This window comes from Streptomyces sp. NBC_00090 (assembly GCF_045160815.1).
In the GTDB taxonomy this organism is placed as follows: domain Bacteria; phylum Actinomycetota; class Actinomycetes; order Streptomycetales; family Streptomycetaceae; genus Streptomyces.
Genome location: NZ_CP108224.1, coordinates 4,982,924 through 5,008,743 on the forward strand (window position 1 = coordinate 4,982,924; position 25,820 = coordinate 5,008,743).

At 71.6% G+C, this 25,820-nt stretch carries 24 protein-coding genes and 1 riboswitch; of the genes, 13 read left to right on the top strand and 11 right to left on the bottom strand.

What is annotated here, in order from left to right:
* Positions 1-48: 48 nt before the first annotated feature.
* Positions 49-489, top strand: a complete 441-nt coding sequence (gene arfB, locus OG361_RS22320; RefSeq protein WP_384572767.1) for an alternative ribosome rescue aminoacyl-tRNA hydrolase ArfB — start codon at positions 49-51, stop codon at positions 487-489.
* Positions 490-503: 14 nt separating this feature from the next.
* Here the strand turns inward: arfB and OG361_RS22325 are convergent, their stop codons facing one another.
* Complete coding sequence (locus OG361_RS22325) at positions 504-1,070, bottom strand: flavin reductase family protein (protein ID WP_405856103.1); 567 nt, start codon at positions 1,068-1,070, stop codon at positions 504-506.
* Between the two features lie 339 nt (positions 1,071-1,409).
* On the opposite strand from OG361_RS22325, the gene cdgB reads away from it, so the two are divergent.
* Both cdgB and OG361_RS22335 read left to right on the top strand, forming a co-directional pair.
* Positions 1,410-3,149 carry a diguanylate cyclase CdgB gene (gene cdgB / locus OG361_RS22330; protein ID WP_405856105.1) on the top strand — a complete coding sequence of 580 codons (1,740 nt, stop codon included), beginning with the start codon at positions 1,410-1,412 and terminating at the stop codon, positions 3,147-3,149.
* A gap of 109 nt (positions 3,150-3,258) precedes the next feature.
* Positions 3,259-4,230: a CBM35 domain-containing protein gene (locus OG361_RS22335; RefSeq protein ID WP_405856107.1), complete on the top strand. Its 972-nt coding sequence runs from the start codon at positions 3,259-3,261 to the stop codon at positions 4,228-4,230.
* Positions 4,231-4,243: 13 nt separating this feature from the next.
* Here the strand turns inward: OG361_RS22335 and OG361_RS22340 are convergent, their stop codons facing one another.
* The 3 genes from OG361_RS22340 to OG361_RS22350 form a co-directional block, all read right to left on the bottom strand.
* Positions 4,244-5,164: a 1-phosphofructokinase family hexose kinase gene (locus tag OG361_RS22340; protein WP_405856109.1), complete on the bottom strand. Its 921-nt coding sequence runs from the start codon at positions 5,162-5,164 to the stop codon at positions 4,244-4,246.
* A 124-nt stretch (positions 5,165-5,288) separates the two neighbouring features.
* Positions 5,289-6,443 (bottom strand): N-acetylglucosamine-6-phosphate deacetylase, encoded by a 1,155-nt coding sequence (gene nagA / locus OG361_RS22345; RefSeq protein WP_405856111.1) that lies wholly within the window; start codon positions 6,441-6,443, stop codon positions 5,289-5,291.
* On the bottom strand, positions 6,443-7,393 hold the full coding sequence (locus tag OG361_RS22350) for an ROK family protein (RefSeq protein WP_405856113.1): 951 nt from the start codon (positions 7,391-7,393) through the stop codon (positions 6,443-6,445). Before OG361_RS22350 ends, nagA begins: the two co-directional genes overlap by 1 nt.
* Before the next feature lie 219 nt (positions 7,394-7,612).
* Between OG361_RS22350 and OG361_RS22355 the strand changes: the two genes are divergently transcribed.
* The 3 genes from OG361_RS22355 (at position 7,613) to otsB (ending at position 10,143) form a co-directional block, all read left to right on the top strand.
* Positions 7,613-8,896, top strand: a complete 1,284-nt coding sequence (locus tag OG361_RS22355; RefSeq protein ID WP_405856115.1) for an extracellular solute-binding protein — start codon at positions 7,613-7,615, stop codon at positions 8,894-8,896.
* A 12-nt stretch (positions 8,897-8,908) separates the two neighbouring features.
* Positions 8,909-9,163 carry a DUF3263 domain-containing protein gene (locus OG361_RS22360; RefSeq protein ID WP_405856117.1) on the top strand — a complete coding sequence of 85 codons (255 nt, stop codon included), beginning with the start codon at positions 8,909-8,911 and terminating at the stop codon, positions 9,161-9,163.
* Between the two features lie 134 nt (positions 9,164-9,297).
* The gene (otsB, locus tag OG361_RS22365) at positions 9,298-10,143 is read left to right on the top strand and encodes a trehalose-phosphatase (protein WP_405856119.1); all 846 of its coding nucleotides are present in this window, start codon (positions 9,298-9,300) and stop codon (positions 10,141-10,143) included.
* A 112-nt stretch (positions 10,144-10,255) separates the two neighbouring features.
* On the opposite strand, the gene OG361_RS22370 is transcribed toward otsB, so the two are convergent.
* Positions 10,256-12,565 (bottom strand): immune inhibitor A domain-containing protein, encoded by a 2,310-nt coding sequence (locus OG361_RS22370; RefSeq protein ID WP_405856121.1) that lies wholly within the window; start codon positions 12,563-12,565, stop codon positions 10,256-10,258.
* Positions 12,566-12,751: 186 nt separating this feature from the next.
* Complete coding sequence (locus OG361_RS22375; RefSeq protein WP_405856123.1) at positions 12,752-13,660, bottom strand: NAD(P)-dependent oxidoreductase; 909 nt, start codon at positions 13,658-13,660, stop codon at positions 12,752-12,754.
* Between the two features lie 97 nt (positions 13,661-13,757).
* Here OG361_RS22375 and OG361_RS22380 point away from each other — a divergent pair, with 97 nt between their 5' ends.
* Together OG361_RS22380 and OG361_RS22385 are read left to right on the top strand one after the other, a co-directional pair.
* Positions 13,758-14,108: a winged helix-turn-helix transcriptional regulator gene (locus tag OG361_RS22380; protein ID WP_405856125.1), complete on the top strand. Its 351-nt coding sequence runs from the start codon at positions 13,758-13,760 to the stop codon at positions 14,106-14,108.
* A 200-nt stretch (positions 14,109-14,308) separates the two neighbouring features.
* Positions 14,309-14,605: a hypothetical protein gene (locus OG361_RS22385; RefSeq protein WP_405856127.1), complete on the top strand. Its 297-nt coding sequence runs from the start codon at positions 14,309-14,311 to the stop codon at positions 14,603-14,605.
* Positions 14,606-14,839: 234 nt separating this feature from the next.
* On the opposite strand, the gene OG361_RS22390 is transcribed toward OG361_RS22385, so the two are convergent.
* From OG361_RS22390 to OG361_RS22400, 3 genes are all read right to left on the bottom strand, one after another.
* Positions 14,840-16,279, bottom strand: a complete 1,440-nt coding sequence (locus OG361_RS22390) for a trehalose-6-phosphate synthase (protein ID WP_405856129.1) — start codon at positions 16,277-16,279, stop codon at positions 14,840-14,842.
* Between the two features lie 118 nt (positions 16,280-16,397).
* Positions 16,398-18,251, bottom strand: coding sequence for a hypothetical protein (locus OG361_RS22395; protein WP_405856131.1), 1,854 nt, complete (start codon positions 18,249-18,251; stop codon positions 16,398-16,400).
* 38 nt (positions 18,252-18,289) lie between these two features.
* Positions 18,290-19,312 carry a glucosyl-3-phosphoglycerate synthase gene (locus tag OG361_RS22400; RefSeq protein ID WP_405856133.1) on the bottom strand — a complete coding sequence of 341 codons (1,023 nt, stop codon included), beginning with the start codon at positions 19,310-19,312 and terminating at the stop codon, positions 18,290-18,292.
* Positions 19,313-19,460: 148 nt separating this feature from the next.
* Positions 19,461-19,656: riboswitch (SAM riboswitch) on the top strand.
* On the opposite strand from OG361_RS22400, the gene thrC reads away from it, so the two are divergent.
* The 5 genes from thrC to OG361_RS22425 all read left to right on the top strand — a co-directional run bounded on the left by thrC (position 19,650) and on the right by OG361_RS22425 (position 24,595).
* Positions 19,650-20,960, top strand: coding sequence for a threonine synthase (thrC, locus tag OG361_RS22405; protein ID WP_384572811.1), 1,311 nt, complete (start codon positions 19,650-19,652; stop codon positions 20,958-20,960). It overlaps the preceding riboswitch by 7 nt.
* A gap of 13 nt (positions 20,961-20,973) precedes the next feature.
* The gene (locus OG361_RS22410) at positions 20,974-21,252 is read left to right on the top strand and encodes a MoaD/ThiS family protein (protein WP_015035244.1); all 279 of its coding nucleotides are present in this window, start codon (positions 20,974-20,976) and stop codon (positions 21,250-21,252) included.
* 395 nt (positions 21,253-21,647) lie between these two features.
* A complete protein-coding gene (locus tag OG361_RS22415; protein ID WP_015035246.1) occupies positions 21,648-21,851 on the top strand; it encodes a cold-shock protein in 204 nt (67 codons plus the stop codon).
* A gap of 475 nt (positions 21,852-22,326) precedes the next feature.
* Positions 22,327-23,955, top strand: coding sequence for a chaperonin GroEL (gene groL, locus OG361_RS22420; RefSeq protein WP_017238234.1), 1,629 nt, complete (start codon positions 22,327-22,329; stop codon positions 23,953-23,955).
* 169 nt (positions 23,956-24,124) lie between these two features.
* Positions 24,125-24,595 carry an SRPBCC domain-containing protein gene (locus tag OG361_RS22425; RefSeq protein WP_405856137.1) on the top strand — a complete coding sequence of 157 codons (471 nt, stop codon included), beginning with the start codon at positions 24,125-24,127 and terminating at the stop codon, positions 24,593-24,595.
* Between the two features lie 54 nt (positions 24,596-24,649).
* On the opposite strand, the gene OG361_RS22430 is transcribed toward OG361_RS22425, so the two are convergent.
* Together OG361_RS22430 and OG361_RS22435 are read right to left on the bottom strand one after the other, a co-directional pair.
* Complete coding sequence (locus OG361_RS22430) at positions 24,650-24,970, bottom strand: deoxyxylulose-5-phosphate synthase (protein ID WP_405856139.1); 321 nt, start codon at positions 24,968-24,970, stop codon at positions 24,650-24,652.
* An 84-nt stretch (positions 24,971-25,054) separates the two neighbouring features.
* Complete coding sequence (locus OG361_RS22435) at positions 25,055-25,819, bottom strand: class I SAM-dependent methyltransferase (protein WP_405856141.1); 765 nt, start codon at positions 25,817-25,819, stop codon at positions 25,055-25,057.
* Between the last annotated feature and the right edge of the window lies 1 nt (position 25,820).

Here is a 25,820-nt window from a genome sequence, read left to right on the forward strand (position 1 = left end):
GGGTTCCCGGCGAAAAGAGGATGACTCCAACGGCCCACTGCGGGGAACATGGAGGGCATGTCCGGTCCCTATCCCATCCGCGGCTCCGTCTCGCTTCCCGAGGCCGAGCTCCAGTGGCGTTTCTCGCGTTCGTCGGGTCCGGGCGGGCAGCACGTGAACACCAGCGACTCGCAGGTGGAGCTCCGCTTCGACCTCGCGGCCACCGCGTCGCTCCCCGAGGTGTGGAAGGCGCGCGCCCTGGAGCGCCTCGCCTCCCGCCTGGTCAACGGCGTCGTGACGGTCCGCGCCTCGGAGCACCGCTCCCAGTGGCGCAACCGCGAGACGGCCGCGGTCCGCCTCGCCGCGCTCCTCGCCGAGGCGACGGCCCCGCCGCCGAAGCCCCGCAGGGCGACGAAGATCCCGCGCGGTATCAACGAACGCCGGCTGCGCGAGAAGAAGCAGCGCTCGGAGACCAAGCGGACCCGGCAGTCCCGCGGCGACTGGGGCTGAGCGCCCCGCCCGGTTCAGCTGAGGTGCCGGTACTTCCCCTGGAAGTACGTCAGCGGGCCGCTGCCGTCCGTCGAGGGCAGGCCCACCGTCAGGACCCGGCCGACGACCAGGGTGTGGTCCCCGGCCACGACACGGCTCTCCGTACGGCACTCCAGGACCGAGAGCGCGTCGCCGAGCAGCGGCGCGCCGCTCTCCTCGCCGCGGGTGTACGGGAGGTCGGCGAAGAGGAGCCGGTCGCTGACGCGGTTCTTCATCGCGAAGCGCCCGGCGATCTGCCGCTGGTGCTCGGAGAGGACCGAGACCGCCCAGACGGGGACCTCGGCGAGCAGGTCGTCCATGCGGGAGTCGTTGCGGAGGCTGACCAGGACCAGGGGCGGGTCGAGGGAGACCGACATGAAGGCGGTGGCCGTCATGCCGACGTCCTCGCCGCGCGGGCCCTCGTCGGGGTCGTGCGCCGTCACCAGGACCACGCCCGCGGCGAGGCGGGACATCGCCGCCCGGAACTCGTCGTTGCTCACCCCCTCAGCATGAGGGATGGCCAGATCGGACACGGGGGGCGGGGCGAGGGTCTTCTGCAGCACATCCGCACGCTAGTCCCGGCGGGGCCGGGGCCACATCGGGCCGGGGGACCAGTCCGCCACCCCCGACGGTCCTAGGACCCCCGGCCACCCGCTCCGGTGGCGCGTCCGGTGGCACGTGTCGGGTGGCACGTGTACCCCGGTGCGGACCACGAGGGCCGGACACGGCGGGATGGTGTGCACGACCCGCCATGACCTGCTGTGACTTGAGTCACAGAGGCCAGTATTTGCTGACCCTGTGTACCGGGTGCGCAGCTCGCTGTGATTCAGTGGCAGGGACAGTGCAGTACGAAGCCGATGAGAACCCTGGAGTTGCTGTCGAGGTCTCGGGGAGAGCGAGCGATGGAGACCGAGTCGGAGCCGTACGTCCGTCTCTCGACCCTGCGGCAGCTGCACACGGTCGTGGCGGACCTCAACACAGCCCGCAGCCTGGCGGACACCCTGCAGACCGTCGCCGACGGTGTGGTCGCCGGTCTCAACTACGAGCTGGCCTGTGTCAACCTCGTACGCCCCGACGGTGACCTCGTCGTCGCCGCCTTCGCCGGAAGCTCCGCCGCCGAGGCCCTGATCACCGGCCGGGTCGGCTCCCGCGCCTCCTGGGACCGCCGTCTCTCCATGGGCTCCGCCTGGGGCGACCTCCGCTTCATCCCGCACACCGAGGGCTGGGTCCTCATGGAGGACGACGTCCCCCAGTGGCACACCGACGGCCCCGCGCCCCGCTTCGAGGACGAGTGGCACCCCCACGACCGCCTTTACGCCCCCATGTACGCCTCCGGCTCCGGCCGTGAACTCCTCGGCGTCATATCCGTCGACCGCCCGCGCAACGGCCGCCACCCGGGCCCCTGGGGCCAGGAGGCGCTCCAGATGTACGCCTCGCAGTCGGCGATCGCGATCAGCAACGCCCGCCTCCGCTCCAACATGCAGCGCGCCCTGGTCCGGCTCGAACGGGAACAGCAGGCACTCCGCGCCAGCGAGGAGTCCTTCCGGCAGGCCTTCGAGTACGCCCCCTCCGGCATGGCCATCGCCGAGATGGGCGGCGACCAGCACGGCCGGCTGCTCCGTACCAACGACGCCCTGTGCCGGCTCCTCGGCCGGCCCGCCTCCGTGATGCGGCGCTACTCCTTCGCCGACCTCGTCCACCCCGAGGACATAGGGACCCTGCTCCGGACCTCCGCCGAGGGCGGCCGCGCCGAGCTGCGCCTCGGACGGCGCGACGGCACCTACGTCTGGGTGTCCCTGCGCAACTCGGTCGTCGCCGACACCGCCGACGGCCCCCGCTTCCTCCTCACCCACGTCGAGGACATCGAGGAGCGCAAGCGCCACGAGCTCCAGCTCGCCCACCGCGCCTCGCACGACGCCCTCACCGGGCTCCCCAACAGTGCCGAGCTGCGCTCCCGGCTCTCCGCCCGCCTCTGCGAGCGCCCCGCCCAGGCCGCGGGGTACGCCGGCTACGACGGCGGCGGGCACGACGGCGGCTACGACTCGGCCAGGGACGGCGGCTACGGCCCCGGCTACGGCCAGGGGCACGACGCCGGGCACGAGGCCGTCACGGGCGGCGAATCCCGCTACGAGTCGCCGTACGAGCACGAGCACGGCTTCGGTTTCGAACCGGCGAACGGCGCCGGCCCCTACGACCACCACGTCCACACCGTCGCCCCCTCCACGGGTGAGGTCGACGACGGGACGAAGGGGCTCGCCGTCCTCTTCTGCGACCTCGACGGCTTCAAGTCGATCAACGACCGCTTCGGTCACCACACCGGCGACGCCGTCCTCATCGAGGTCGCCCGCCGGCTCACCACCGGCGTCCGGGACGGGGACACGGTCGCCCGGCTCGGCGGTGACGAGTTCGTCGTCCTCGCCGACGGCCTCGGCGCGGCCGACGCCGCCGACCTCGCCGTACGCCTCCGGAACGCGATCATTCCGCCGATCCGGGTGGACGGGCGGGCGGTCCGTGTCGGGGCGAGTTTCGGCATCGGCTGGGCCGAGTGCGGCATGACCGTCGAAGAGGTCCTGAACTCCGCCGACCAGCGGATGTACATCGAGAAGCGCTCCCGCGCCAAGGTCCAGCGGCGGGCCGGCTGAGGCCACGGCCGCCCGGTCGCCTGTCAAGGCCCGCACCGTGCTCTGGTCCGTTCGGGGTAGGCTCGGCCCGGTCGGCGACGGCTGGCGAGCATGGATAGGAGTGACCCGGATGGCTGCCGGTAACGACGGCGCGAGCAAGCCCGAGGACGACGATCCGTTCGGCTACCTGTACGCGGATGGTCAGGCAGCGGGCGCCCAGGCACCGCAGGGCGGTGGCTACGGCTACCCCGGCCCCGCCCCCGCTCAGCCCGGCGTGCCCCGGACCTCGTACAACCAGGTCAGGACGGTCGGCGAGCGCCAGTACGGCCAGCACCAGCAGCAGCCCTACGTCCCGCCGCAGCAGCAGGCCCCGCACGGCCAGCCGCAGGCGCAGTACGCCGCCCCCGAGACCTACGGCGGCCCGCCGACCCGCCAGTCCCCGCCGCCGCCCCAGCGCGGCGGCTCCGGCCGCGGCCCCAACACCAGGGGCCTGCTGATCGGTGCGGTCGCGGTCGTCGCGGTCGTCGTCGTCGGCATCGCCGCCGCCGTGATCAGCAACTCGGGCAACAAGGACGACAAGGGCGACCAGGCCGGCGGCGGTACGCCGTCGACCGCGCCCTCCCAGGGCGGCTCCCAGGAGCCCAGCACCGAGCCCAGCACGGAGCCGACCCCGGTCGAGCTCCCGAAGCAGGACGCGGCGACGCTGAAGCTGGGCGGCTCGGCCGCCACGGAGAAGACCGTCAAGGGCGCCGAGGGCGTCGACGGCACCTATGTCTCGGGCTTCAACCAGGTCGGCGCCTCGGTGACGTGGAAGGCGACCATGCCGACGAAGGGCGGCTACCGCCTGACCGTGCGGTACGCGATCCCCGCGGTCGACGCCAACGCCACCCTGACGGTCAACGGCAAGGCGAACACGCTGCCGATCGGGCTGAAGAACTTCATCCACTCCACGGACGCGAACCTGGAGAAGAACTGGCAGACCACCTGGGCGCCGGTCACCCTCCAGAAGGGCGAGAACGAGATCAAGATCTCCTGCGAGACGGGCAATCAGTGCAACGTGCTGCTCGACTGGCTGGAAGTCACGCCGGGCGGCCCGAGCTGACCCCTCGGGGGTCTCAGGCGATCTCCTCCGTCACCTTCACGCGGGGCAGCAGCTCCGCGTAGGCCGTCGCGTCGTACTCCCCGGCCACCGGGGAGAGGACCGTGGCCGCCGAGAGGGCGACCGCCCGGGTGAGGCGCTCGGGCCAGGGGGCTCCGTCGACCAGGCCCGAGAGCAGGCCGGCGACGGCCGAGTCGCCCGCGCCCGTCGGGTTGCCCTTGACGGCGGCCGGCGGTGCGGCCCGCCACAGCCCCTCGGGGGTGGCGGCGAGCAGGCCCTCCGGGCCGAGCGAGGAGACCACCGCGTGGGCGCCCCGGCGGCGCGCGTCGAGGGTGGCGCGGTGGGGTTCGCGGGAGCCGGTGAGCTGCGCGAGCTCGTCGGCGTTCGGCTTCACCAGGTCGGGGCGGGCGGCGATGCCCCGCCGCAGGGGTTCCCCGCTGGTGTCGAGGAGTACGGGGACGGCGGCGGCGCGGGCGAGCCGGACGAGTTCCGCGTACGCCCCCACGTGGATGCCCGGCGGCAGGCTGCCGCAGAGGGCGACCGCCCGGGCCCCGTCGAGGAGTTCGGCGAAGCGGGTGCGGAAGGCGGCCCACTCGTCGGCGGTGACGGCGGGTCCGGGTTCGTTGAGCTGGGTCGTGTCGCCGCTCGCGGTGTCGACGACGGCGACGGTACGGCGGGTGGGGCCCGCGGTCGCCACGAGCTCGTCCCGGACCGGGGTCGCGGCGAGGAGGTCCTTCAGCATCGCGCCGGTGGCGCCGCCCGCGAAGCCGGTGACGACGGTCTCGTGGCCGAGGGCGGCGAGCACGCGGGCGACGTTGAGGCCCTTGCCGCCGGGGCGCTCGATGACCTGGGTGACCCGGTGGGAGGCGTGCGGGGTGAGGGCGGGGACCCGGTAGGTCAGGTCCAGTGCCGTGTTGAGGGTGACCGTGAGGATCACCTGTCCACCCCCCGTACTCCGTGTGAAGTCCTGCGGAACGCACGCTCCGACGGGCACCGATCATGCCAAAGGAAAGGCGGTTGGCCCAGACCCCCGGCCGACCGCCCTTCCGTATGACTCCTGATCAGACCGTGGTGGCGTCCGTCGGGTCGACGATCCAGGCGCCCTTGCGCATGACGCCCTTGAGGGTGAACTCGGCGTCGAGGACGACGATGTCGGCGTCCTTGCCGGGCTCCAGGGAGCCGACGCGGTCGTAGACGCCGAGCAGCCGGGCCGGGTTGGCGGAGATGGCCTGGACGACCGCATCGACGGGGAGGCCGTCGATGGTGGCGGCGCGCTTGAAGGCGCGGTCCAGGGTGAGGGTCGAGCCGGCGATGGAGTCGCCCTCGACGAGGCGGGCGACGCCGTCCTTGACCTCGACGGCGAGCGAGCCGAGGGTGTAGTGGCCGTCGCCGAAGCCGGCGGCGTCCATGGCGTCGGTGATGAAGGCGACGCGCTGGGGGCCCGCGTGGTGGAAGGCGAGCTCCAGTGCGGCGGGGTGGAGGTGGGTGCCGTCGTTGATGAGCTCGACGGTGATCCGCTCGTCCTCCAGGAGGGCGGCGATCGGGCCGGGCGCGCGGTGGCCGAGGGTGGGCATCGCGTTGTAGAGGTGCGTGGCGACGGTGGCGCCCGCGTCGATGGCGGCGACGGTCTGCTCGTACGTCGCGTCGGTGTGGCCGATGGCGGCGATCACGCCGTGCTCGGCGAGGAGGCGGACGGAGTCGATGCCGCCGGGCAGCTCGGTGGCGAGCGTGACCATCTTGGCCTGGCCGCGGCCGGCGTCGATGAGCTTGCGCACGTCGGCCGGGTCGGGGTCGCGGAGCAGCGTCTCGTCGTGGGCGCCCTTGCGGCAGGGGGAGATGAACGGGCCCTCGAAGTGGAGGCCGGCGATCTCGCCCTGCTCGGCGAGCTCGGAGAGCAGGCCGGCCCGCTGGGTGAGGAAGTCCATCTCGCCGGTGACGAAGGAGGCGACGACGGTGGTGGTGCCGTGCAGACGGTGGGTGTGGACGCCCTTGAGGACCTCGTCGACGGTGCCCGAGGTGAAGGAGGCGCCGCCGCCGCCGTGGTTGTGCATGTCGACGAAGCCGGGGACGAGCCAGTGCCCGGTCAGGTCGATGGCCGGGGCGCCTTCCGGCGCACTGCCGGTGATGCGGTCGCCTTCGACGATCACGCGTCCGTTCTCGACGATTCCGGTGGGCAGCACGACGTGTGCGCCGGCGAGAACCTGGTGATCGGCCATCAGGCGGAAACCTCCGAGTCGGTGGGGTGCTGGTCGGCGAGCAGGTCCCAGGCGAGGAGGCCCGCACCCAGGCATCCGGCGGTGTCCCCGAGGGCCGCCGGGACGATGGCGGGCAGCTTCTGGAACGTGACTCGCTCCTCCACCGCGGCCCGAAGTGGTGTGAACAAGGTTTCCCCGGCCTCCGCGAGACCGCCACCGATGATCAGTGTGCGGGGGTCCAGCAGGGTGAGCGCGGTGACGAGGCCGTCGGCGAGGGCGTCGACGGCGTCCTGCCAGACCCGTACGGCCGTGGGGTCGCCGGATTCGACGGCCTTGGCGCAGTCGGCGGCGTCGGCATCGGGGTCGCCACTGGCGGCGGCCCAGGCCTGCGAGACGGCGGAGGCGGAGGCGTACCGCTCCAGGCAGCCGCGCTGGCCGCAGCCGCAGTCGGCGCCGCCGGGGCGGACGACGATGTGGCCGATCTCGCCGGCGTAGCCGTGGGCGCCGGCCTCGATGCGGTCGCCGATGCCGATGGCGCCGGCGATGCCGGTGCCGAGGGGCACGAAGAGGAAGCGGTCGGCGCCGTTGCCCGCGCCGATGCGTCCTTCGGCGAGGCCGCCGGTGCGGACGTCGTGGCCGAGGGCGACGGGGATGCCGTCGAGGCGTCGGCTGAGGAGTTCGCGCATGGGAACGTCGCGCCAGCCGAGGTTGGCGGCGTAGACGGCGATGCCGTTCTCGGCGTCGACGATGCCGGGGACGGCGACTCCGGCGGCCGCGGCGGGCTCGCCGTACCGCTCCTGACCGAGGGCTCGGAGCTCCTCGGCGAAGCCGAGGATGGTCTCCACCACGGCCTCGGGGCCGCGGTCGCGCCCGGTGGCGCGGCGGGCCTCGTGGAGCAGGGTGCCGTCCGCCCCGACTAGGGCGGCCTTCATGCCGGTGCCGCCCACATCCAGGGCGATGACGTGTCTCACGGGGGACAGTTTGGCGTGTGGGTACCCAAAAGGTCTAGTCCACTGCCGGGGATTGTTGCGTACGGATACAAATTCGCGGCCCGTCATGGGTCCATGGTCCCGGCTGTGTTGCGGAAGTGATACCCAAGTGGTGTAGACCTCATGCCCGGCCGCAAGGGAGACTTGCGGCCCTGTGTAGAGCAAACACGCAGCTCAACGCAGCTCAACGACGAGCAGAAGGTGGATGAAGCCGTGGAGCGGCGACGATTCCTTGGACTGACCGCGGCCGCCGCCGCCCTCGGACTGACCGCCACGGTCTCCGGGTGCGGCCTCCTGGAGGGCGAATCCGGCGACGTGACCCTCAGACTGGTCGCCGCCGACTACGACCTGACCGGCGGTGACACGACCAAGAAGTACTGGACCGACCTCGTCGCCGCCTTCGAGGCGAAGCACCCCGGCATCAAGGTCGAGATCCAGATCGAGTCCTGGGACGACGTCGACCGCAAGGTCGCCGAGATGGTCAAGGCCGACAAGGCCCCCGACGTGGCGCAGATCGGCGCCTACGCCGACTACGCGGCCGCCGGAGAGCTCTACGCCGCCGACGAGGTCCTCTCCATCCCCGTCCAGGCCAACTTCCTCGCCCCGCTCGTCGCCGCGGGCGAGTCCAAGCGCACCCAGTACGGGATGCCCTTCGTCGCCTCCACCCGGCCGCTCTTCTACAACAAGGCCCTCTTCGAGTCGGCCGGGGCCAAGGCCCCCACCACCTGGGCCGAGCTCGCCGAGGCCGCCGAGAAGCTCAAGGACGAGGGCGTCCGCACCCCCTTCGCGCTGCCGCTCGGCCCCGAGGAGGCCCAGGCCGAGGCCCTGATGTGGATGCTCAGCGGCGGCGGCGGCTGGACCGACGCCAGCGACCACTACGCCGTCGACTCCGACGCGAACATAGCCACCTTCACCTGGCTGAAGGACAACCTGGTCACCAAGGGCCTCACCGGTCCCGTCGCCCCCGGCAAGCTCAACCGCAAGGCCGCCTTCGCCGCCTTCGCGAGCGGCGAGGTCGGCATGCTCAACGGCCACCCCTCGCTGCTCAAGGAGGCCGCGAAGAAGGGCGTCGAGGTCGGGCAGGTCGCGCTCCCCGGCATCGACGGCAAGCCCAAGAGCTCCATGGGCGTCGCCGACTGGATCATGGGCTTCAAGCAGAACGGTCACCGCAAGGAGATCGGCGACTTCCTCAACTTCGTCTTCAACGACGAGAACGTCCTGAAGTTCGCCGGGGACAACGACCTGCTGCCGGTGACCGTCAGCGCCTCCACCCGCATGGAGACCGACCCCGAGTACGCCAACCTGCGCGAGTTCCTCAAGGGGCTCCCGGACGCCCAGCTCCCGCCGGTCGGCAAGACCTCGTGGGCCACGGTCAGCGAGAACGTCAAGCAGAACATCGGCAGGGCCGTCACCCCGGCGGGCAGGCCCGCCGAGGTCCTCGGCAAGATCGGTCGGGCGGCGACGGCGGCCGAGAATGCCGAGTAATAGGTTGTTCGTATGACCGAAGAGCAGGGCGGGACGGACGGCAGCGGGCTCGGCGAGCGCGAGCGGGCCCTCCTCGCCGTCGAGCGCCGCTCCTGGCCCGGCCCCGGCGCCAAGGAGCGGGCGGTCCGCGAGGGCCTCGGCCTCTCCCCGACCCGCTACTACCAGCTGCTCAACGCCCTCCTCGACGACCCGCGCGCCCTGGAGCACGACCCGGTGACGGTCAACCGGCTGCGCAGGGTGAGGGCGGGGAAGCAGCAGAGGCGGTAGCGGGGGCGCCGGTGGTGAAATCGGCGGTAGCGGGCGCGGCAGCGGCGGTAACAGCGGTGGCGGTAGCGGCGGCGGTACGGGCAGTGACCCCGGCCACGCTGACGCGGCCGCCTCGCGTCGGTAGGGTCGTGAACATGGTCAGCAGCCTTCCGCACCCGACCACCTCCGCCGGCCGCGACGGTCTGGCCGCGCTCCTCGCGCGCCCCGCGAACGCCGTCGTCGCCCTCGACTTCGACGGCACCCTCGCCGAGATCGTCCCCGACCCCGAACAGGCCCGCGCCCATCCCGGCGCCGTGGCCGCCATCGCCGCCCTCGCTCCGCAGGTCGCCTCGGTCGCCGTGGTGACCGGCCGCCCCGCCGGGGTCGCCGTCCGCTACGGCGGCTTCGCCGGAGTCCCCGGCCTCGAACACCTCGTCGTCCTCGGCCACTACGGCGCCGAGCGCTGGGACGCCGTCACCGGTACCGTCCGGGCCGCCGCCCCGCACCCGGGCGTGGCCTCCGTCCGCGCCGAGCTCCCCGGCTTCCTCGACCGGGCCGGCGCCTGGCCGGGCGTCTGGATCGAGGAGAAGGGCCGGGCGGTCGCCGTCCACACCCGGCGCGCGCTCGACCCGGAGGGCGCCTTCGAGGCCCTCAAGGGCCCCCTCGGCGACCTCGCCGCCCACCACGGCCTGGTCCTGGAACCCGGCCGGATGGTCCTGGAGCTGCGGCCCCCGGGCATGGACAAGGGCGTGGCGCTCGCCGAGTACCTCCGGGAGACGGGCGCCGGGTCCGTGCTCTACGCGGGCGACGACCTGGGCGACCTGCCCGCCTTCGCCGCGGTCGAGAAGCTCCGCTCGGACGGCATGCCCGGCGTCCTGGTGTGCAGCGGCTCCAGCGAGGTCCCGGAGCTCGCCGACCGCGCGGACCTCTCGGTGGCGGGCCCGCCGGGCGTGGTGGCGTTCCTGGCGGAACTGGCGAGGGCGGTACGGGAGCGGGGCTGAGGTCCGGGAAACGGCGAGGGCGGTACGGGGGCGGGGCTGAGGTCCGGGAAACGGCGGGGGCGGTACGGGGAGCCGAAGCCCCCCGTACCGCCCCCTCAGGCCGTACCGGTGATCAGTGCGCGGCCGGGTTGGTCACGCTGATCGTCAGGTCGTCGCCGGCGTCGCCGGTGACCGTGACCCGTACGCCGTGTCCCGCGACCTTGACGCTGGCCTGCGGGGCAGTCGTGGCGTAGTACGCGTTCGGGTCGGTGTCGTCGAAGACCGGGATGCCCGGGACGGAGGGGGCGCAGGCCGCCTGCGTCTCGACGGTCTTGTTGCCGCCCTTGCCCACCAGGGCCTCCTTGTGGAGGCAGGTCGCGTCCGTGGCCTCCAGGCCGAAGGTCGCGTCGAAGGGCTGGCGCCGGTTGCTGGGCGCGGTCCCGTCCGGGTAGGTGAACGGGGCCGGGCGGGCGTCGACGGCCATGGCCTGGCCGCCGCCGGGGTGGTTGCTGACGTTGTTGTCGTCGAAGGACCGGTCGACGTACCAGACGAGCAGGCCGTTCTGGTAGCGGAACCACTCCACCCAGTCCGGCGCCGTGACGCCCTTGCTGAACTGGTACGGGCCCTCGGCGAGGAGCGCGTCGGCGCCGACGTACTCGCGGTTCTCCAGGAGGTAGTACCGCGGGGAGGTGGCGGTCTCGGTGCCGGTGGAGATCTTCCAGCGGCCCGTGGCCGTCCAGCCGCCGACGCCCTGCTCGACGTCGTCGGTCGTCAGGGTCGTACCGCCCGAGGTCAGCGTGATGTCGTCGAGGAACGCGCCGGCGAAGTGGACGCCGCCGTCCGTCTGGTAGCGGAACCGGAAGAGGGACGCCTTGCCCGCGGCGTCGTACGTGTACCGCAGCGTCGCCCACTTGCCGGCCGAGGAGCCGTCGACGGCCTCGCCCGCGCGGGCCCAGGTGGCCCCGCCGTCGAGCGAGTACTCGGCGAACAGGTAGTCGTAGTCCGCCTCGATCTCGTACCAGGCGCTCGCCTTGACGGTGACGCGCGGGGCGGCCGGCACCGAGCGGGTGAGGGACTGGTTGAGGCCGTCGGCCGAGCCGGTCCACCAGGCGTGGGTCCCCGAGGTGGGGGTGGCGTAGGCGGTGCTGGTCGTCTTGTCCGGGAGCGCGACGCGGACCGCCTGGTCCTTGCCGGTGACCTGGAGCTGTGCCGGGTTGAGGGTGTACGTGCCGGAGGCGCCGAGCGGGGCGTCGGTGTAGTCCAGCCAGCCGAGGAAGAGCTTCTCCTCGGCGCCCATGAGGCCCGGGTGGGTGCCGATGCCCGCGTTGGCGGCGGCGCCGTGGCTCAGCCACGAGCCGGAGCTCATGAGCGTCCAGAAGGCGGTGGAGTTCTCGCCGCCGTCGGTGTCGTAGTAGTCCGGCAGGCCGAGGTCGTGGCCGAACTCGTGGCAGAAGACGCCGAGTCCGCCGTTCTCGCCCTCGGTGGTGTAGTCGCCGAGCCAGTACTTGGACTGGCCGATGCGGGCGCCGCCGCCCTTGTTCTGGGTGCCGGAGACGTCCGGGCCGGTCAGGCCGTAGTCGTCGCCGTTGACGAACCAGCGGTGGGACCAGATGGCGTCCTCGCCCTGCGCGCCGCCGCCGGCGTCCTCGCCCATGCCGGCGTGCACGGCCTGGAAGTGGTCGATGTAGCCGTCGGCCTCGTTGAAGTCGCCGTCGTGGTCCCAGTCGTTGCGGTCCCAGACATCGAACTGCGCGAGGTACGCGTCGATCTCGGCGGGCGTCTTGCCCGCCGCGAGCTGCGCGTTCCACCAGGCGTCGCCGGTGTCCTGGATGAAGGCCCACGAACCGCCGGTGTCCTCGACGGCGTTGTCGCCGTAGAAGGAGGCGTTGTGGGGGACCTTGACCCAGTCCTCGACGACGTTGGTGACCGAGTAGCGGCCGCCGGAGAGCTTCTCGTAGTACGTCTTCATCGACTCGCCGGAGCCGTTGAAGAGGTTCTCGTAGTACGACTTGTCGAAGTCGGCGGTCCAGGCGTTGGAGTTGTCGACGCTCCGGTCCGGCTGGGCTATCTCGTTGTGCAGGGGGCCGGGGACGGTGCCGAGCTTGCCGGAGCCGTCCGTACCGAACTCGGAGAGGATCGTGAAGATCTTCTCCTGGCGCTGCTCGGTGGTGGTCTCGGTCTCGACGAACTTGCCGTCGGCGACCTCGACGACGCCGTCGGCGTTCGCCCGTGCCTTCCCCTTGGCGATCTTGTCGATCGCCTGTTCACGCAGCTCGGTGCGCTGCTTCGTGAGCGGTCCCGGACGGTTGTCGGACCGGTGCGCGGTTCCCGCGCCGGCCGGTGCCGTGTCCTGGGTCTCCTGCGCGGCGGCGGGGGTGAGCCCCGCGGCGAGGAGTGCGGTGAGCGCCGACCCGAGGGTCATGCCCACAACAATCTTCTTCACTTGCGATCCCTTCGCTCGCATGCGGATGTGCCGCATGGTTCGCGTGGTCCGTTTGGGGGTGACGGATCGCCTGGGGGAACGATCGCGGCGAGTGTGACACGAAAGGACCCGTGGGGAGGAGGGGTTGGGACAGGTAAAATTTCACTGTCTTCGGAGCGTTACCCGGAAGCAACGCGGCGCGGACCGTCAGCGCAGCAGCAGGTCCACCACGCCCGTCAGGTCCTCCTCGCCGCTGCTCTCGGTCAGGCAGCGGCGCATCAGCGCGAAGTACGGGCCGATCAGCTCCGGGCTCACGCCCTGCTGTTCGGCCGTGGCCAGGAAGGTGGGCGTGCCGGCCACCTGCATGGCGAGGCTGGAGACCACGTCCTTGCCGTATTCGCCGGTCGCCAGCTGCCGGGCGGTCTGTGTGACCGACGGACCGGCCATCGCCTTGATCCAGTCGCCGAGCAGCGGGGCGAACGCGACGGGGTCGATGTTCTCCTTCCGGATCAGGGCGAAGGCGTGCGTGGCCCCCGCGAACATCCCGTACATCGCGCTGAGCAGGGCGACGTCGTGCAGGGCCGCGTGGCCCGCGTCCTCGCCGACGTACGTGGTGCCCGCGGGGACGGCGAGGGTCTCCCGGTGCTGCTCGAACAGCTCGCCCGCGCCGCTGTAGAAGACGTACCCGCCGGCCTCCGGGACGCCGATCATCGGCGGGACGGCCATGATGCCGCCGTCCAGGTAGCGGGCCCCCCGCTCGCGCGCCCACTCGGCGCGGGCGCGGGCCTGGGCGGGGTCGGTGGTGGTCAGGTTGACGAGGTCCTTCCCCGCCAGGTCGGTGTCGGCGAGGGCCTCGCCGACCGAGGAGTCGTCCAGCAGGCAGACGACGACGAGGGTGCTCGCGGCGACCGCCTCGGCGGCGCTGCCGGCGACCTTCGCGCCCTCGGCGGCGACTCCGGCCGCGCGGCCCGGGGTGCGGTTCCAGACGGTGAGGGGGTGGCCGGCGGCGAGCCAGGCGCGGGCCAGGGCGGTGCCCATGGCGCCGAGGCCGAGCAGGGTGACGGGGGTCTTCTCCGAAGCGGTCTCAAGAGTCTTGTCTGTCGTGTTCGCTGTCATGACCGCAAGGCTGGTCCAGGGCTCTGACCTGCTCAAGTACCCACTTGGAAGTGGGTGGTTACCCTGAGGTGAGCGAGCAGGTCAGGAGGGTGGGCACATGGCGACGCTGAACCGGCCAGGAGCCGAGGACGGGCACGTCTGCGGGATCGACACCACGATGGAGGTGATCGGCGGCAAGTGGAAGGTGCTCATCCTGTGGGCGCTCCACGAACCCCCGCGGCGCCGCTTCGGCGAGCTCCGCCGCCTCGTCCCGGGCATCACCGAGAAGGTGCTCGCCTCCCACCTGCGGGAGATGGAGGCGGACGGGATCGTGGACCGCGTCTCGTACGACGAGGTCCCGCCCCGCGTCGAGTACGGCCTGACCAAGGACGGGACACGCCTCAACGACGCCCTCGAACCGCTCGCGGCCTGGGGACGCGAGCGGAGGGAGCGGGCGTCCGGCTCCTGAGAGACTCCAGCCCGGTCGGCCGGATCGGCGCGGTGTTCCGGCGCTCCGGCCGGCAGGCCTGGCGGTCGACCCCTCGCGCAGATTTAGCCCGGCGTGACCAGCCGGTCCACAATGGAATCGGTGACTACGTGCGGCGCGGCGCCCGCCTCCGAACGCCTCGTCGAATCGTCGAACGACACGACACCGGACGAGGAGGACCCATGTACGTCGTGGTCCAGCACAAGATCTTGAACCCCGAGACGGCGTTCCCCCGTGGCCAGGCCCTCATCGACGGCACCGGAGCGCCCGAAGGCACCCGGGTGCTGCAGTTCTACCCGCACGTCGACGGATCCGTCGTAACGTGCCTGTGGGAGACGGAATCGGTAGCGGACGTCCAGGGCTTCGCCGACACCATTCTCGGTGACTCGAGCGTCAACGTGTGCTACGAGGTCGACGCGGAGAAGGCATTCGCCGACCGCCCTGGTGGCCTGAGGTCGAAGGTGGCTCCCGTCACCTAGGGGGTGTGTCGAAAGTAGCCCGTCCGCCCGAAGGGCAGGCCCGGCGGTGTCCGTTGCGTGCGCTCGCAAGGCGGAGTTCGCCGAGCAGGTCGGCATGTCCCGGTCCTCGGTGTCTCGCGCTCTCTGCCAGCTCACCGACCAGGGTTCATCTACGCCGACGGCCGGAACTGGCGCCCGCGCGCCGACTTTCGCTGGTCGATCCTGTGCGGGAGTAGTACTCGCCACGAGCTTCGGTCAGTTGCCGCGCAGCGCCTCCAGCTGGTTCAGGAACCAGCGCTGCGGCGGCAGGGCCGTCGCCGCCGCGGCGAGGCGCTTCGAGCGGTCGGCGCGCTCGGACGCGGGCATCGACAGGGCGGTGTGGAGGGCGTCGGCGGTCTCCGTCACGTCGAAGGGGTTCACGGTGAGCGCGTCCTCGCGGAGCTCCGCGTAGGCCCCCGCCTCCCGCGACAGGACCAGCGCGCAGCCGGCCTCCGAGACGACCGGTATCTCCTTCGCGACCAGGTTCATGCCGTCGCGCACCGGGTTCACCAGGGCCACGTCCGCGAGCCGGTAGGCGGCGAGGGAGCGGGTGAAGTCGTCCTGCACCGAGACCAGGACCGGCTGCCACTCCGCCGTGCCGAACTCGGCGTTGATCTCCCCGGCCAGCTCCGCCACCGCGGCCGTGTACTCCCGGTAGGTCGTCAGATCCTGCCGGGACGGGTAGGCCGAGGCCAGGTGGACCACCCGGTCGCGCCACTCGGGGTGGACGGTCAGCAGCTCCCGGTAGGCGAGCAGGCCGCGCAGGATGTTCTTCGACAGCTCGGTGCGGTCGACCCGGACGATGGTCTTCCGGTCGCCGACCTCCTCGCGGAGCCCGGCCAGCCGCTCGTCCACCTCGGGGCGGTGGGCGAGGGCCCGCAGCTCCTCGCCGTCGACGCCCAGCGGGTACGCCGCGACCCGGGTGCGGCGCTTCGGGCCGCCCCGCCGCCGGTGCTCGACCCCGCGCCAGGGGTCCTCGCTCCGCAGACTGCCCTGGGCCGTCCCGTCCGCGCTGTCGATGGCGGCGCCGCCGATGAACGTCGACGCCCATCCCCAGGTGTGGAAACCCAGCTCGTCCGCGCCGAGCATCCCCCACAGCAGCTCCTCGCGGATGTCGTCCGGCAGCATCCGCAGATACGCCGACGAGCCCCACGGGGTGTGCGTGAAGTGTCCGATCCGCAGGTCGGGGCGGAGCTCCCGGAGCTGTCCGGGGACGAGCGCCAGGTGGTAGTCCTGCACCAGGACCGCCGCGCCCTCGGCCGCCTCTGCGGCCAGCGCCTCCGTGAAGGCGCGGTTGTAGCTCCGGTACGACTCCCAGCGGCGCCGGAACTCCGCGTCGAAGACGGGCTCGCGCGGGATGTCGTAGAGATGGTGGTGGAGGAACCACAGCACCGAGTTCGCGATGCCGTTGTACGCGTCTGCGTACACGTCCGGGGCGATGTCCAGCATCCGTGTGCCTGGCTCGCCGACCCCGCGCCGCACCGCCTCCCGATCGCCCTCGCCGAGCGCCGCGCACACCCACAGGCTGTCCTGCGAGGAGAGCGCGCTCAGCCCGGAGATCAGCCCGCCGCCGCCCCTGCGGGCGTCGAGCGAACCGTCCTCGCCGAGCACGTACGAGACCGGGCCCCGGTTGGATGCGACAAGCACAGTAGCCATGTGGCGAACCTAGCCCGTCCCGTAAACGCTCAAACGTACGTATACGAGACGGGCCGATCCGGCCACGGTGCGTGGTCGTCGGATCGGCCCGTCAGGGGATCGGTGGGGGGCGGCGGGGTCAGAGGTCGCGTCGGCCGCGCATCGCGGCCTTCGCCACCAGGCCCGTCGCCGCGAGTGCCACGCCGAGCGCGCCGAGCAGCCACAGCCGCTCACCGTTGCTGCCCGTCTCGGCCATCGAGCCGTCCTGCCCGTGGGGTCCCGGGGCCGGGGCCGGGGGGACCGGGGAGGACGCGCTCGCCGAGGCGGAGGCCGAGGCCGAGGGGGACGGGGAGGCGGGCTCCGACGGGTCCACGGGCTCGGAGGCCGTCGGCTTCGGAGGCTCCGTCGGATCCACCGGCGTCGGCGACGGGCTCGGCTTCGGCCTGTCGATCACCGGGGCCGCCGCGCAGGCCGGGTCCGCGCTGCCGTCGCCGCAGTTGGAGCGGGGGGTCTCCACCTCGACGCTGTTGCGGAGCCTGCCGTCCCCGGTCGCCGGGTCCTTGATCTTCACCGAGTACGTGACGGTCGCCGTCTTCCCGGCGGGGATGTTCCCGACGTACCCGATCCTCGGCTTCGTGTACGACACCGTGCCGAGGTCCGTCCGCACGTCGCCGTTGTAGTCGGCGTCGTCGAGGTTCCCGGTCAGGTCGTCGCCGAACTTGGCGTTCGGGTAGTCGAGCGTGCTGATGTTCTTGGCGGTGATCGTGTACGTGAGGGTGCCGCCCGGCTTCACCGTGCGCGGGCTCGCCGTCTTGGTGATCTCCAGGTCGGGCACCGGCACGGAGAAGGCGAGCGCCGACGGCACGTAGGTGTCTCCGCTCGTGGAGAAGGTCAGATCGGCCGAGGTCGCGCCCGGCGGGATCGCGCCGGGCGGGAGGTCGAAGGCCACGGCGTCGATGCTCAGGTTGTTCTCCCACTTCGGGGAGACGGCGCCGTCGCTCGCGCTGACCAGGAAGTTCCGGGTGCTGCCGGTGTGCGGCTCGGTGACGTTCCTGCCGTCGACGAGGAACCTGTCGCCCGGCGTGCCCCGGTCGCCCTCGTACGCGGTGACGCTCGCCCGTGCCGTGCCGCCGCTCCGGTGGAAGCCGTCGACGGTGATCGTGGTGGCGGGGGAGGTCGAGCGCTGGAGGACGTGGCCGCCGTAGACGTACACGTTCCGCCGCTCCGGGGCGCGGACCGGGTCGGGGCCGGGGAACCTGTGGACGACGGTCAGGGACCAGCCCGCCACGCAGCCCTTGCCGTTCGGCGCCCAGATGTTGCCCACCGCCACCTGCGCGTCCGTCCCCGAGACGCCCGCGAAGGCGGCGGTCACGTCCGACTCGCCCGTGTAGTAGTGCGGGCCGTTGGTGTCGGACGGGTCGGCGACCAGGCTGTCGATCGAGACCGGGGTCGCGGGCCCCGTCCCGACCTTGATCACCGGGGCGGTCGTCGCCGGGTCGCCGGGCGAGGCGACGGTGTCGGCGCCGGAGCTGTCGCAGCGCTGGAGCTGCGCCCCGCCCGGCCCCTTGTACGTGCCGTCGTTGCCGCCCCAGAACAGCCGGGCGTAGGCGACCTCGGCGCCCGCCGGGATCCTGACGTGGCCGGTGCTGGAGCCGAAGTCGGGCACCGCGCCGGCCGGGCCCGCCGCCAGGCCGGCGGCGTCGAGCCGCCGCATCACGAAGGTGTTGTTGTTGTCGGAGCCCTGGCCGCTCGCCGCGGTCGCGCAGCGCGCGGCCATGTCCGCCGGGGCGGTGGGGCAGCCCATGACCGTGTTGCCGAGCGTCGTGAAGTCGCCGTAGAGCGATTCGTCGTACCGCTTGCCGAAGGGCTCGACGACGTCCGCCGCGGCCGGGCCGGCCACCGAGACCGCGAGCGAGGCCGCCGCGAGGCCGATGACCGCCGCCACTCCGCCCAGCCGTCGCCCCCGGCCCTGGTGTTGTTGTCTGAAGCGCATAAAAGGGCAATGTAGGCAAAACGGATCATCAGTGGGCGTTACGCCACGCGGCGGCGCGCGTACTCCGTGATGTCGAGCATCGGCGGCCGCTCCTCCGTGTCCACCTCGTACGTCCGCGGGACGAACCCCTCCTCGCCCCGCTCGAACTGGGTCAGCCGCGGCCGTACGAGGTGCCCGCGCGAGAGCCGCAGCTGCGCCGTCCGGTAGATCGCCGCCGCCATCCGGCCCAACGCCCGCTCGTCCTGGTGCCGGTGCTTGCGCACGCCCACGTCCACCTGGGCGAGCGCGTCCAGGCCGACGGTGTGCAGGGCGTCGACGAGCAGCCCCAGCTCCACTCCGTAACCGACGGGGAAGGGCAGCCGTTCGAGGAGGGAGCGCCGCGCCGCGTACTCGCCGCCCAGCGGCTGGACGAAGCCGGCCAGCTGCGGCCAGTGCAGGTTGAGCAGGGGGCGTGCCACCAGCTCCGTCACCCGACCGCCCTGACCGGGCGTCTTGCCGGAGGCGAGCTGGTCGGACGCAGTGCCGGAGGCGAGCTGGTCGGACGCAGTGCCGGAGGCGAGCTGATCGGACGCAGTTCCGAAGGGGCGGTCGTACGTCGCCTTGACGAAGTCGATCCCGGGATCGGTGAGCAGCGGGCCCACGATCCCCGTCACGAAGTCCGCCGAGAAGTCCCGCAGGTCCGCGTCGACGAAGCACACGACGTCCCCGCTCGTCACCATGAGCGACCGCCACAGGACCTCGCCCTTGCCGGGGACGGCCGGTATCCGCGGGAGTATCGCGTCCCGCGCGACCACCCGGGCCCCGGCGGCCGCGGCGACCTCCGCCGTACGGTCGGTGGAGCCCGAGTCGATGACGACCAGCTCGTCGACGAGGGGCACCGCCTCGGTCATGAGTTCGCGGCGGATCACGGCGACGATGTCCCCGACCGTCGCCTCCTCGTTCAGCGCAGGCAGCACGACGCTGACCCTCGTGTTTCGCTTGGCGGCGAGGATCCGCTCCATCGGCCGGTCAGCCACGGACCAGGACCGCCGGTCCAGCCAGCGCTCCACCTCTTCCAGCACGTGATCTCCATCTCGCGGTACGGACGGCCCGTCCAAGCGCCAGGGCCTTCGGTTACAGTCTTGAACAACGCGGATGCCCGATGCACGTCGGGGTGCCGCCCGCGTCGGAGCGCAGGAACGAAGTCCAGCGCGCTTCACAATCGAATACCGCTCATCCAGAGGGGCAGAGGGAAACGGCCCGTTGAAGCCCCGGCAACCCTCCAGTCGGTTACTCGCCCACCCGTCTCCCGGCCACCACCCCTGGTGGAGCCCTGACGGGCACAGCTTTTTTGCGCGAGGCTCCCGGCTAGGGAAGGTGCCAAATCCGTCTCATGACGAAAAGTTCGTCATGGGAAAGATGAGGAGAAAGGGCCTCGCCTCCATGGCTGCACAGACTGTCGCCTCTGCCACCACCGTCGACCTCGGTCCCGCTTCAGGGCTTTCCTGTCGCGAATGCGGTGAAGTGTTCGCCCTCGGTCCGATCTTCGCCTGCGAACTCTGTTTCGGACCGCTCGAAGTCGCGTACGACCTCCCCACCGGTGACCCCGAGGCGCTGCGCAAGCAGATCGAGGCCGGCCCCGCCAACATCTGGCGCTACGCCCCTCTGCTGCCCGTCCCCGCCGACGTCGCCGAGAAGCCGAACCTGAACCCGGGCTGGACCAAGCTCGTCCAGGCCGACAACCTCGCCCGCGAGCTCGGGGTCGCCCCCGGCAAGCTCTTCGTCAAGGACGACTCGGGCAACCCGACCCACTCCTTCAAGGACCGGGTCGTCGCGCAGGCCCTCGAGGCCGCCCGCGCCTTCGGCTTCACCACGCTCTCCTGCTCCTCCACCGGCAACCTGGCCGGCGCCGTCGGCGCCGCCGCCGCCCGCGCCGGCTTCCGCTCCTGCGTCTTCATCCCGCACGACCTGGAGCAGGGCAAGGTCGTCATGGCCGCCGTCTACGGCGGTGACCTCGTCGGCATCGAGGGCAACTACGACGACGTCAACCGCTTCTGCTCGGAGCTCATCGGCGACCCGCTCGGCGAGGGCTGGGGCTTCGTCAACGTCAACCTCCGCCCGTACTACGGCGAGGGCTCCAAGACGCTCGCGTACGAGATCTGCGAGCAGCTCGGCTGGGTCATCCCCGACCAGCTCGTCATCCCGATCGCCTCCGGCTCGCAGCTCACCAAGATCGACAAGGGTCTGCAGGAGCTCATCAAGCTGGGCCTCGTCGAGGACAAGCCGTACAAGATCTTCGGCGCGCAGGCCGAGGGCTGCTCCCCCGTCTCCGCCGCCTTCAAGGCCGGCCACGACGTGGTCCGCCCGCAGAAGCCGAACACGATCGCCAAGTCGCTCGCCATCGGCAACCCGGCCGACGGCCCGTACGTCCTCGACATCGCCCGCCGCACCGGCGGCGCCGTGGAGGACGTGAACGACGAGCAGGTCGTGGACGCGATCAAGCTGCTCGCCCAGACCGAGGGCATCTTCGCCGAGACCGCGGGCGGCGTGACCGTCGGCGTCACGAAGAAGCTCGTCGAGGCGGGTCTGATCGACCCGAACCTCACCACCGTCGTGCTGAACACCGGCGACGGCCTCAAGACCCTGGACGCCGTGGCCGAGAGCTCGCAGGCGACCGCCACCATCCGCCCGAGCCTGGACGCGTTCCGCGACGCGGGCCTGGCCCTCTGAGAGGTACGAAGACATGGCCGTGAACGTCCGCATCCCCACCATCCTCCGCACCTACACGGGCGGTCGGTCCGAGGTCCAGGCCGAGGGCGCGACCCTCGCCGAGGTCATCGCGGACCTGGAGAAGAACCACACGGGTATCGCCGCCCGCGTCCTGGACGACCAGGGCAAGCTGCGCCGCTTCGTCAACGTCTACGTGAACGACGACGACGTGCGCTTTGAGCAGGGTCTGGAGACGGCCACCCCGGCCGGCGCGGGCGTCTCGATCATCCCGGCGGTCGCAGGCGGCTGCTGAGTCGTTGTCTGTCCCGTCTTTCTTGAATTGCCCCTTCCGCGCCATAAAGCGGAAGGGGCAATTCTGTATGGTTGAGCGGGGTAGAGTTGGGGAAGTCCCCTCCGCTGCTCATGCCGGGCGCATATGAGAATGCGCCCCTGCGCGTCAGGAAGCAGCCAAAGTGCGTGCGCGTTGTGTACGATCTGCGCGTTTTGCCGGGCCCGACTTGCCCCGTAATTCAAGGGATTCCCCCTAATTCCCCTTTCTGCCGTGCCCAGAATTCTCGCTCGAATGACCTGTTGCAGAGGGCAGTTGGGCAGATACATTCAGCGGCGGTCGACGCGTTCCGGCGCAGGGTCTGACCCGGGTCCGCGAAGTGCGGTCCCGCGCAAGGGCCAGTAATAGGGGAGTTAGGCATGGCTCAGGGCACCGTCAAGTGGTTCAACGCGGAGAAGGGCTACGGCTTCATCGCGGTCGACGGTGGTGCGGATGTTTTCGTCCACTACAGCGCGATCCAGATGGATGGCTACCGCAGCCTCGAAGAGGGGCAGCGGGTCGAGTTCGAGATTTCGCAGGGCCAGAAGGGTCCGCAGGCGGACATGGTCAAGCTCGCCGTCTGAGCGCGGCGCGATCGGCCACCGACGCAACGCCGTCGAGGGGCCCGCATCCCTGAGGGGAAGCGGGCCCCTCGCGTGTTCCCGGACCACTGCCGCCGCGCCGCGCCCCCATGACTACTCCCGCCGCGCCCCCATGACTACTCCCGCCACGCCCCCGTGACCGCTCCCGCCGCGCCCCCATGCTCCCTCCCGTCACGCCCCCATGTCCCCTCCCTCCACGTCCCCATGACCCCTCCCGCCGCGCCCCGACGACCTCTCTTGGTACGTCCCGATCGTCGAGAGTCGCTTGCACTCTCCTAGGGCGAGTGCTAATCATTGGCGTTAGCACTCGGAAGGTGAGAGTGCTACGAGGATCGGGCAGACGAGGCCGCCGGCCGGGTGGGGCAAGGAACCACGCGGAGTATCGGAGGCCGTCCGTCGCGGGCGTCGGCGCGGTCCTGGAGCGTTATCCACCCCATGTCCGGGAGGACCACTTCACATGGCCAAGATCATCGCGTTCGACGAGGAGGCCCGGCGCGGTCTCGAGCGCGGCATGAACCAGCTCGCTGACGCCGTCAAGGTCACCCTCGGCCCCAAGGGTCGCAACGTCGTCCTCGAGAAGAAGTGGGGCGCCCCCACGATCACCAACGATGGTGTCTCCATCGCCAAGGAGATCGAGCTCGAGGACCCGTACGAGAAGATCGGCGCCGAGCTGGTCAAGGAAGTCGCCAAGAAGACGGACGACGTCGCCGGCGACGGTACGACCACCGCCACCGTCCTCGCCCAGGCGCTCGTCCGCGAGGGCCTCCGCAACGTCGCCGCCGGTGCCAACCCGATGGCCCTCAAGCGCGGTATCGAGAAGGCCGTCGAGGCCGTCTCCGGCGCCCTGCTCGAGCAGGCGAAGGATGTCGAGACCAAGGAGCAGATCGCTTCCACGGCCTCCATCTCCGCCGCCGACACCCAGATCGGCGAGCTCATCGCCGAGGCGATGGACAAGGTCGGCAAGGAAGGCGTCATCACCGTCGAGGAGTCCCAGACCTTCGGTCTGGAGCTGGAGCTCACCGAGGGTATGCGCTTCGACAAGGGCTACATCTCGGCGTACTTCGCCACCGACATGGAGCGCATGGAGTCGTCGCTCGACGACCCGTACCTCCTGATCGTCAACTCCAAGATCTCCTCCGTGAAGGACCTGCTCCCGCTCCTGGAGAAGGTCATGCAGTCGGGCAAGCCGCTGCTGATCATCGCCGAGGACGTCGAGGGCGAGGCCCTGTCGACCCTGGTCGTCAACAAGATCCGCGGCACCTTCAAGTCCGTCGCGGTCAAGGCTCCGGGCTTCGGCGACCGTCGCAAGGCCATGCTGAACGACATCGCCATCCTCACCGGCGGCACGGTCATCTCCGAGGAGGTCGGCCTCAAGCTGGAGAACGCGGGCCTCGACCTGCTGGGCCGCGCCCGCAAGGTCGTCATCACCAAGGACGAGACCACCATCGTCGACGGTGCCGGTGACAGCGAGCAGGTCGCCGGTCGCGTGAACCAGATCCGCGCCGAGATCGAGAACTCGGACAGCGACTACGACCGCGAGAAGCTGCAGGAGCGCCTGGCGAAGCTCGCCGGCGGTGTTGCGGTCATCAAGGCCGGTGCCGCGACCGAGGTCGAGCTCAAGGAGCGCAAGCACCGCATCGAGGACGCCGTTCGCAACGCGAAGGCGGCCGTCGAGGAGGGCATCGTCGCCGGTGGCGGCGTGGCTCTGCTCCAGGCCTCCTCGGTCTTCGAGAAGCTCGAGGCCGACCTGTCGGGCGACGAGGCCACGGGCGCGAACATCGTGAAGCTGGCCCTCGAGGCCCCGCTGAAGCAGATCGCGGTCAACGCCGGCCTCGAGGGCGGCGTCGTGGCGGAGAAGGTCCGCAACCTGCCCGTCGGCCACGGCCTCAACGCCGCGACCAACGAGTACGTCGACCTCATCGCCGAGGGCATCATCGACCCGGCGAAGGTCACGCGCTCCGCGCTGCAGAACGCCGCGTCGATCGCCGCGCTGTTCCTCACCACCGAGGCCGTCATCGCCGACAAGCCGGAGAAGGCGTCCGCGCCGGCCGGCGGCGGCATGCCGGGCGGTGACATGGACTTCTGATCCTCCGGGATCGGTGGTTCATCGCTGAACGCGCAAGCCGAACGCGAAGAGCAGACCGAGGGCGGCACTCCCCATCAGGGGGGTGCCGCCCTCGGGCGTCTCCGCCGGAGGTGACGTGGGGGAGAGGCGGGGCGATCCTGGAATGGGCCCTTCGTGAAGGGAACGGACCATGGTCACGCTGCTGACGACGCCGGCCGATCGCGAGCTGGTCATCACCCGGACCTTCGACGCCCCGCCGGGCATGCTCTGGGCGGCGTGGACGCGCCCCGAGCACGTGCGTGAGTGGTACGGGGTCTGGGGGCTGACCACGACGGTCGTCGACATCGACCTGCGGGTGGGCGGCGCCTGGCGCTGGGGCCAGACCGCCCCGGGCGGCCAGGAGATCGTCTTCTCCGGTACGTACGAGGAGGTCGTCCCGGCCGAACGGCTCGACTACACGGAGGTCTTCGAGCAGATGCCGGACGCCGACCCGGTCCGGGTCACCCTCACCTTCGACGCGACCCCCGACGGCGGCACGGCCCTGACCAGCACCTCGCTCTGGCCCTCGAACGAGATCAGGGACCAGGCGCTGGCGGCGGGCATGGAGACGGGGGTGCGGGAGCAGTACGACCGGCTGGCGGAGCATCTGCGGTCGATGTGAGGACGGGGCCGCGGGCGGGGCTCAGGCGGGTGTCGGGTGGGTGTCAGGTGGGCCTCAGGTGGTGCCCGAATACTTGTGGAACGCCAGGCCGCGGGCGCGGGCGTCGGCCGTGTCCGCCTTCAGCTCGGAGAGGGTCCGGGGCCGGTAACCCGGCCCGCCGCAGCAGCTCTTGTGGAAGCGGACGCCCGCGTGGAGGAGGGTCGAGAGCACCCGCCAGGCCGAGGTGTCCCGGCGGCGGGGCGGTGCGAAGGCCGATCCCACGTGGATGAGCGTGCGCGCGCAGCGCGGGCAGCGCCGCTCACGGTCACGGTCGTACGGCTGCTTGTACGAGGCCCGGCACGGCAGGCAGACGTACGAGGTCTTGGCATGGCCCATGGGGCCAGGGTAGGGGCGCGGGGGCGGGGGCTCCACGGGGTTTCCGGCGCCCCCGGTTCCGAGCCATGCCCGCCCCCCGGCGGCTCAGCGGCGGAAGAGGGCCGTCCAGAGGAAGGGTTCGCCGAAGCTCGGCGATCCGGCGGGCTCGTCGCGCATCCGGCGGAGGTCGATCTCCGTCAGGTCGGCGAAGAGCGCGCGCAACTCGCCGTCGGTGTAGGCGAGTCCGCCGTCCAGCCTGCCCTGCCGGTAGAAGTCGGCGTCCGGCAGCTCCGAGCCCATGCCGCCCTCCCCGGCCGCGAACGCGGTGAGCGCGAAGTGCCCGCCGGGCGCGAGGGCGCGGTCCAGGAGGGCGAGGTAGCTGACGCGGCGGTGCGGGGGCAGGTGGTGGAAGCAGCCGGAGTCGTAGACGAGGTCGTACGGGCCGCCGTCGAGCGCGGTGTCCAGGGCGCCGGCGAAGGCGTCGCCGCACACGAACCGCACGTCCCGCGCGCCCTTTGCGGAGGCCTCGGCGGCCCGCTCCTGCGCCCAGCCGATCGCGGTGGCGGAGAGGTCGACGGCGTCCACCTCGTAGCCGAGCGACGCGAGGTACAGGGCGTTCCGCCCGGGCCCGCAGCCGAGGTCGAGGGCCCGCCCGCCGCCGGCCGGGAGCAGTCCCCGCTCGACGTACGACACCAGGTTCTCGTCCGGCTTCGCGACGAAGAACGGCACCGGCTTGTCGCGGTCGGCGTAGAACCCGTCCCACCAGTCGGCTCCGCCCTCCGTCCACCGGTCGGCGCCGGGCGCGAACAGCCCGTCGAGCAGGCGCAGCACGTCGTCGACGGTACGGATGTCACGGTTGTTCAGGTCCATC

Coding starts and splice junctions, on each gene's coding strand:
- arfB (WP_384572767.1), top strand. CDS start 49: ATGGAGGGCATGTCCGGTCCCTATCCCATCCGCGGCTCCGTCTCGCTT.
- cdgB (WP_405856105.1), top strand. CDS start 1,410: ATGGAGACCGAGTCGGAGCCGTACGTCCGTCTCTCGACCCTGCGGCAG.
- OG361_RS22335 (WP_405856107.1), top strand. CDS start 3,259: ATGGCTGCCGGTAACGACGGCGCGAGCAAGCCCGAGGACGACGATCCG.
- nagA (WP_405856111.1), bottom strand. CDS start 6,443: ATGGCCGATCACCAGGTTCTCGCCGGCGCACACGTCGTGCTGCCCACC.
- OG361_RS22360 (WP_405856117.1), top strand. CDS start 8,909: ATGACCGAAGAGCAGGGCGGGACGGACGGCAGCGGGCTCGGCGAGCGC.
- otsB (WP_405856119.1), top strand. CDS start 9,298: ATGGTCAGCAGCCTTCCGCACCCGACCACCTCCGCCGGCCGCGACGGT.
- OG361_RS22375 (WP_405856123.1), bottom strand. CDS start 13,660: ATGACAGCGAACACGACAGACAAGACTCTTGAGACCGCTTCGGAGAAG.
- OG361_RS22380 (WP_405856125.1), top strand. CDS start 13,758: ATGGCGACGCTGAACCGGCCAGGAGCCGAGGACGGGCACGTCTGCGGG.
- OG361_RS22385 (WP_405856127.1), top strand. CDS start 14,309: ATGTACGTCGTGGTCCAGCACAAGATCTTGAACCCCGAGACGGCGTTC.
- OG361_RS22390 (WP_405856129.1), bottom strand. CDS start 16,279: ATGGCTACTGTGCTTGTCGCATCCAACCGGGGCCCGGTCTCGTACGTG.
- OG361_RS22395 (WP_405856131.1), bottom strand. CDS start 18,251: ATGCGCTTCAGACAACAACACCAGGGCCGGGGGCGACGGCTGGGCGGA.
- thrC (WP_384572811.1), top strand. CDS start 19,650: ATGAGGAGAAAGGGCCTCGCCTCCATGGCTGCACAGACTGTCGCCTCT.
- OG361_RS22410 (WP_015035244.1), top strand. CDS start 20,974: ATGGCCGTGAACGTCCGCATCCCCACCATCCTCCGCACCTACACGGGC.
- OG361_RS22415 (WP_015035246.1), top strand. CDS start 21,648: ATGGCTCAGGGCACCGTCAAGTGGTTCAACGCGGAGAAGGGCTACGGC.
- groL (WP_017238234.1), top strand. CDS start 22,327: ATGGCCAAGATCATCGCGTTCGACGAGGAGGCCCGGCGCGGTCTCGAG.
- OG361_RS22425 (WP_405856137.1), top strand. CDS start 24,125: ATGGTCACGCTGCTGACGACGCCGGCCGATCGCGAGCTGGTCATCACC.
- OG361_RS22430 (WP_405856139.1), bottom strand. CDS start 24,970: ATGGGCCATGCCAAGACCTCGTACGTCTGCCTGCCGTGCCGGGCCTCG.
- OG361_RS22435 (WP_405856141.1), bottom strand. CDS start 25,819: ATGGACCTGAACAACCGTGACATCCGTACCGTCGACGACGTGCTGCGC.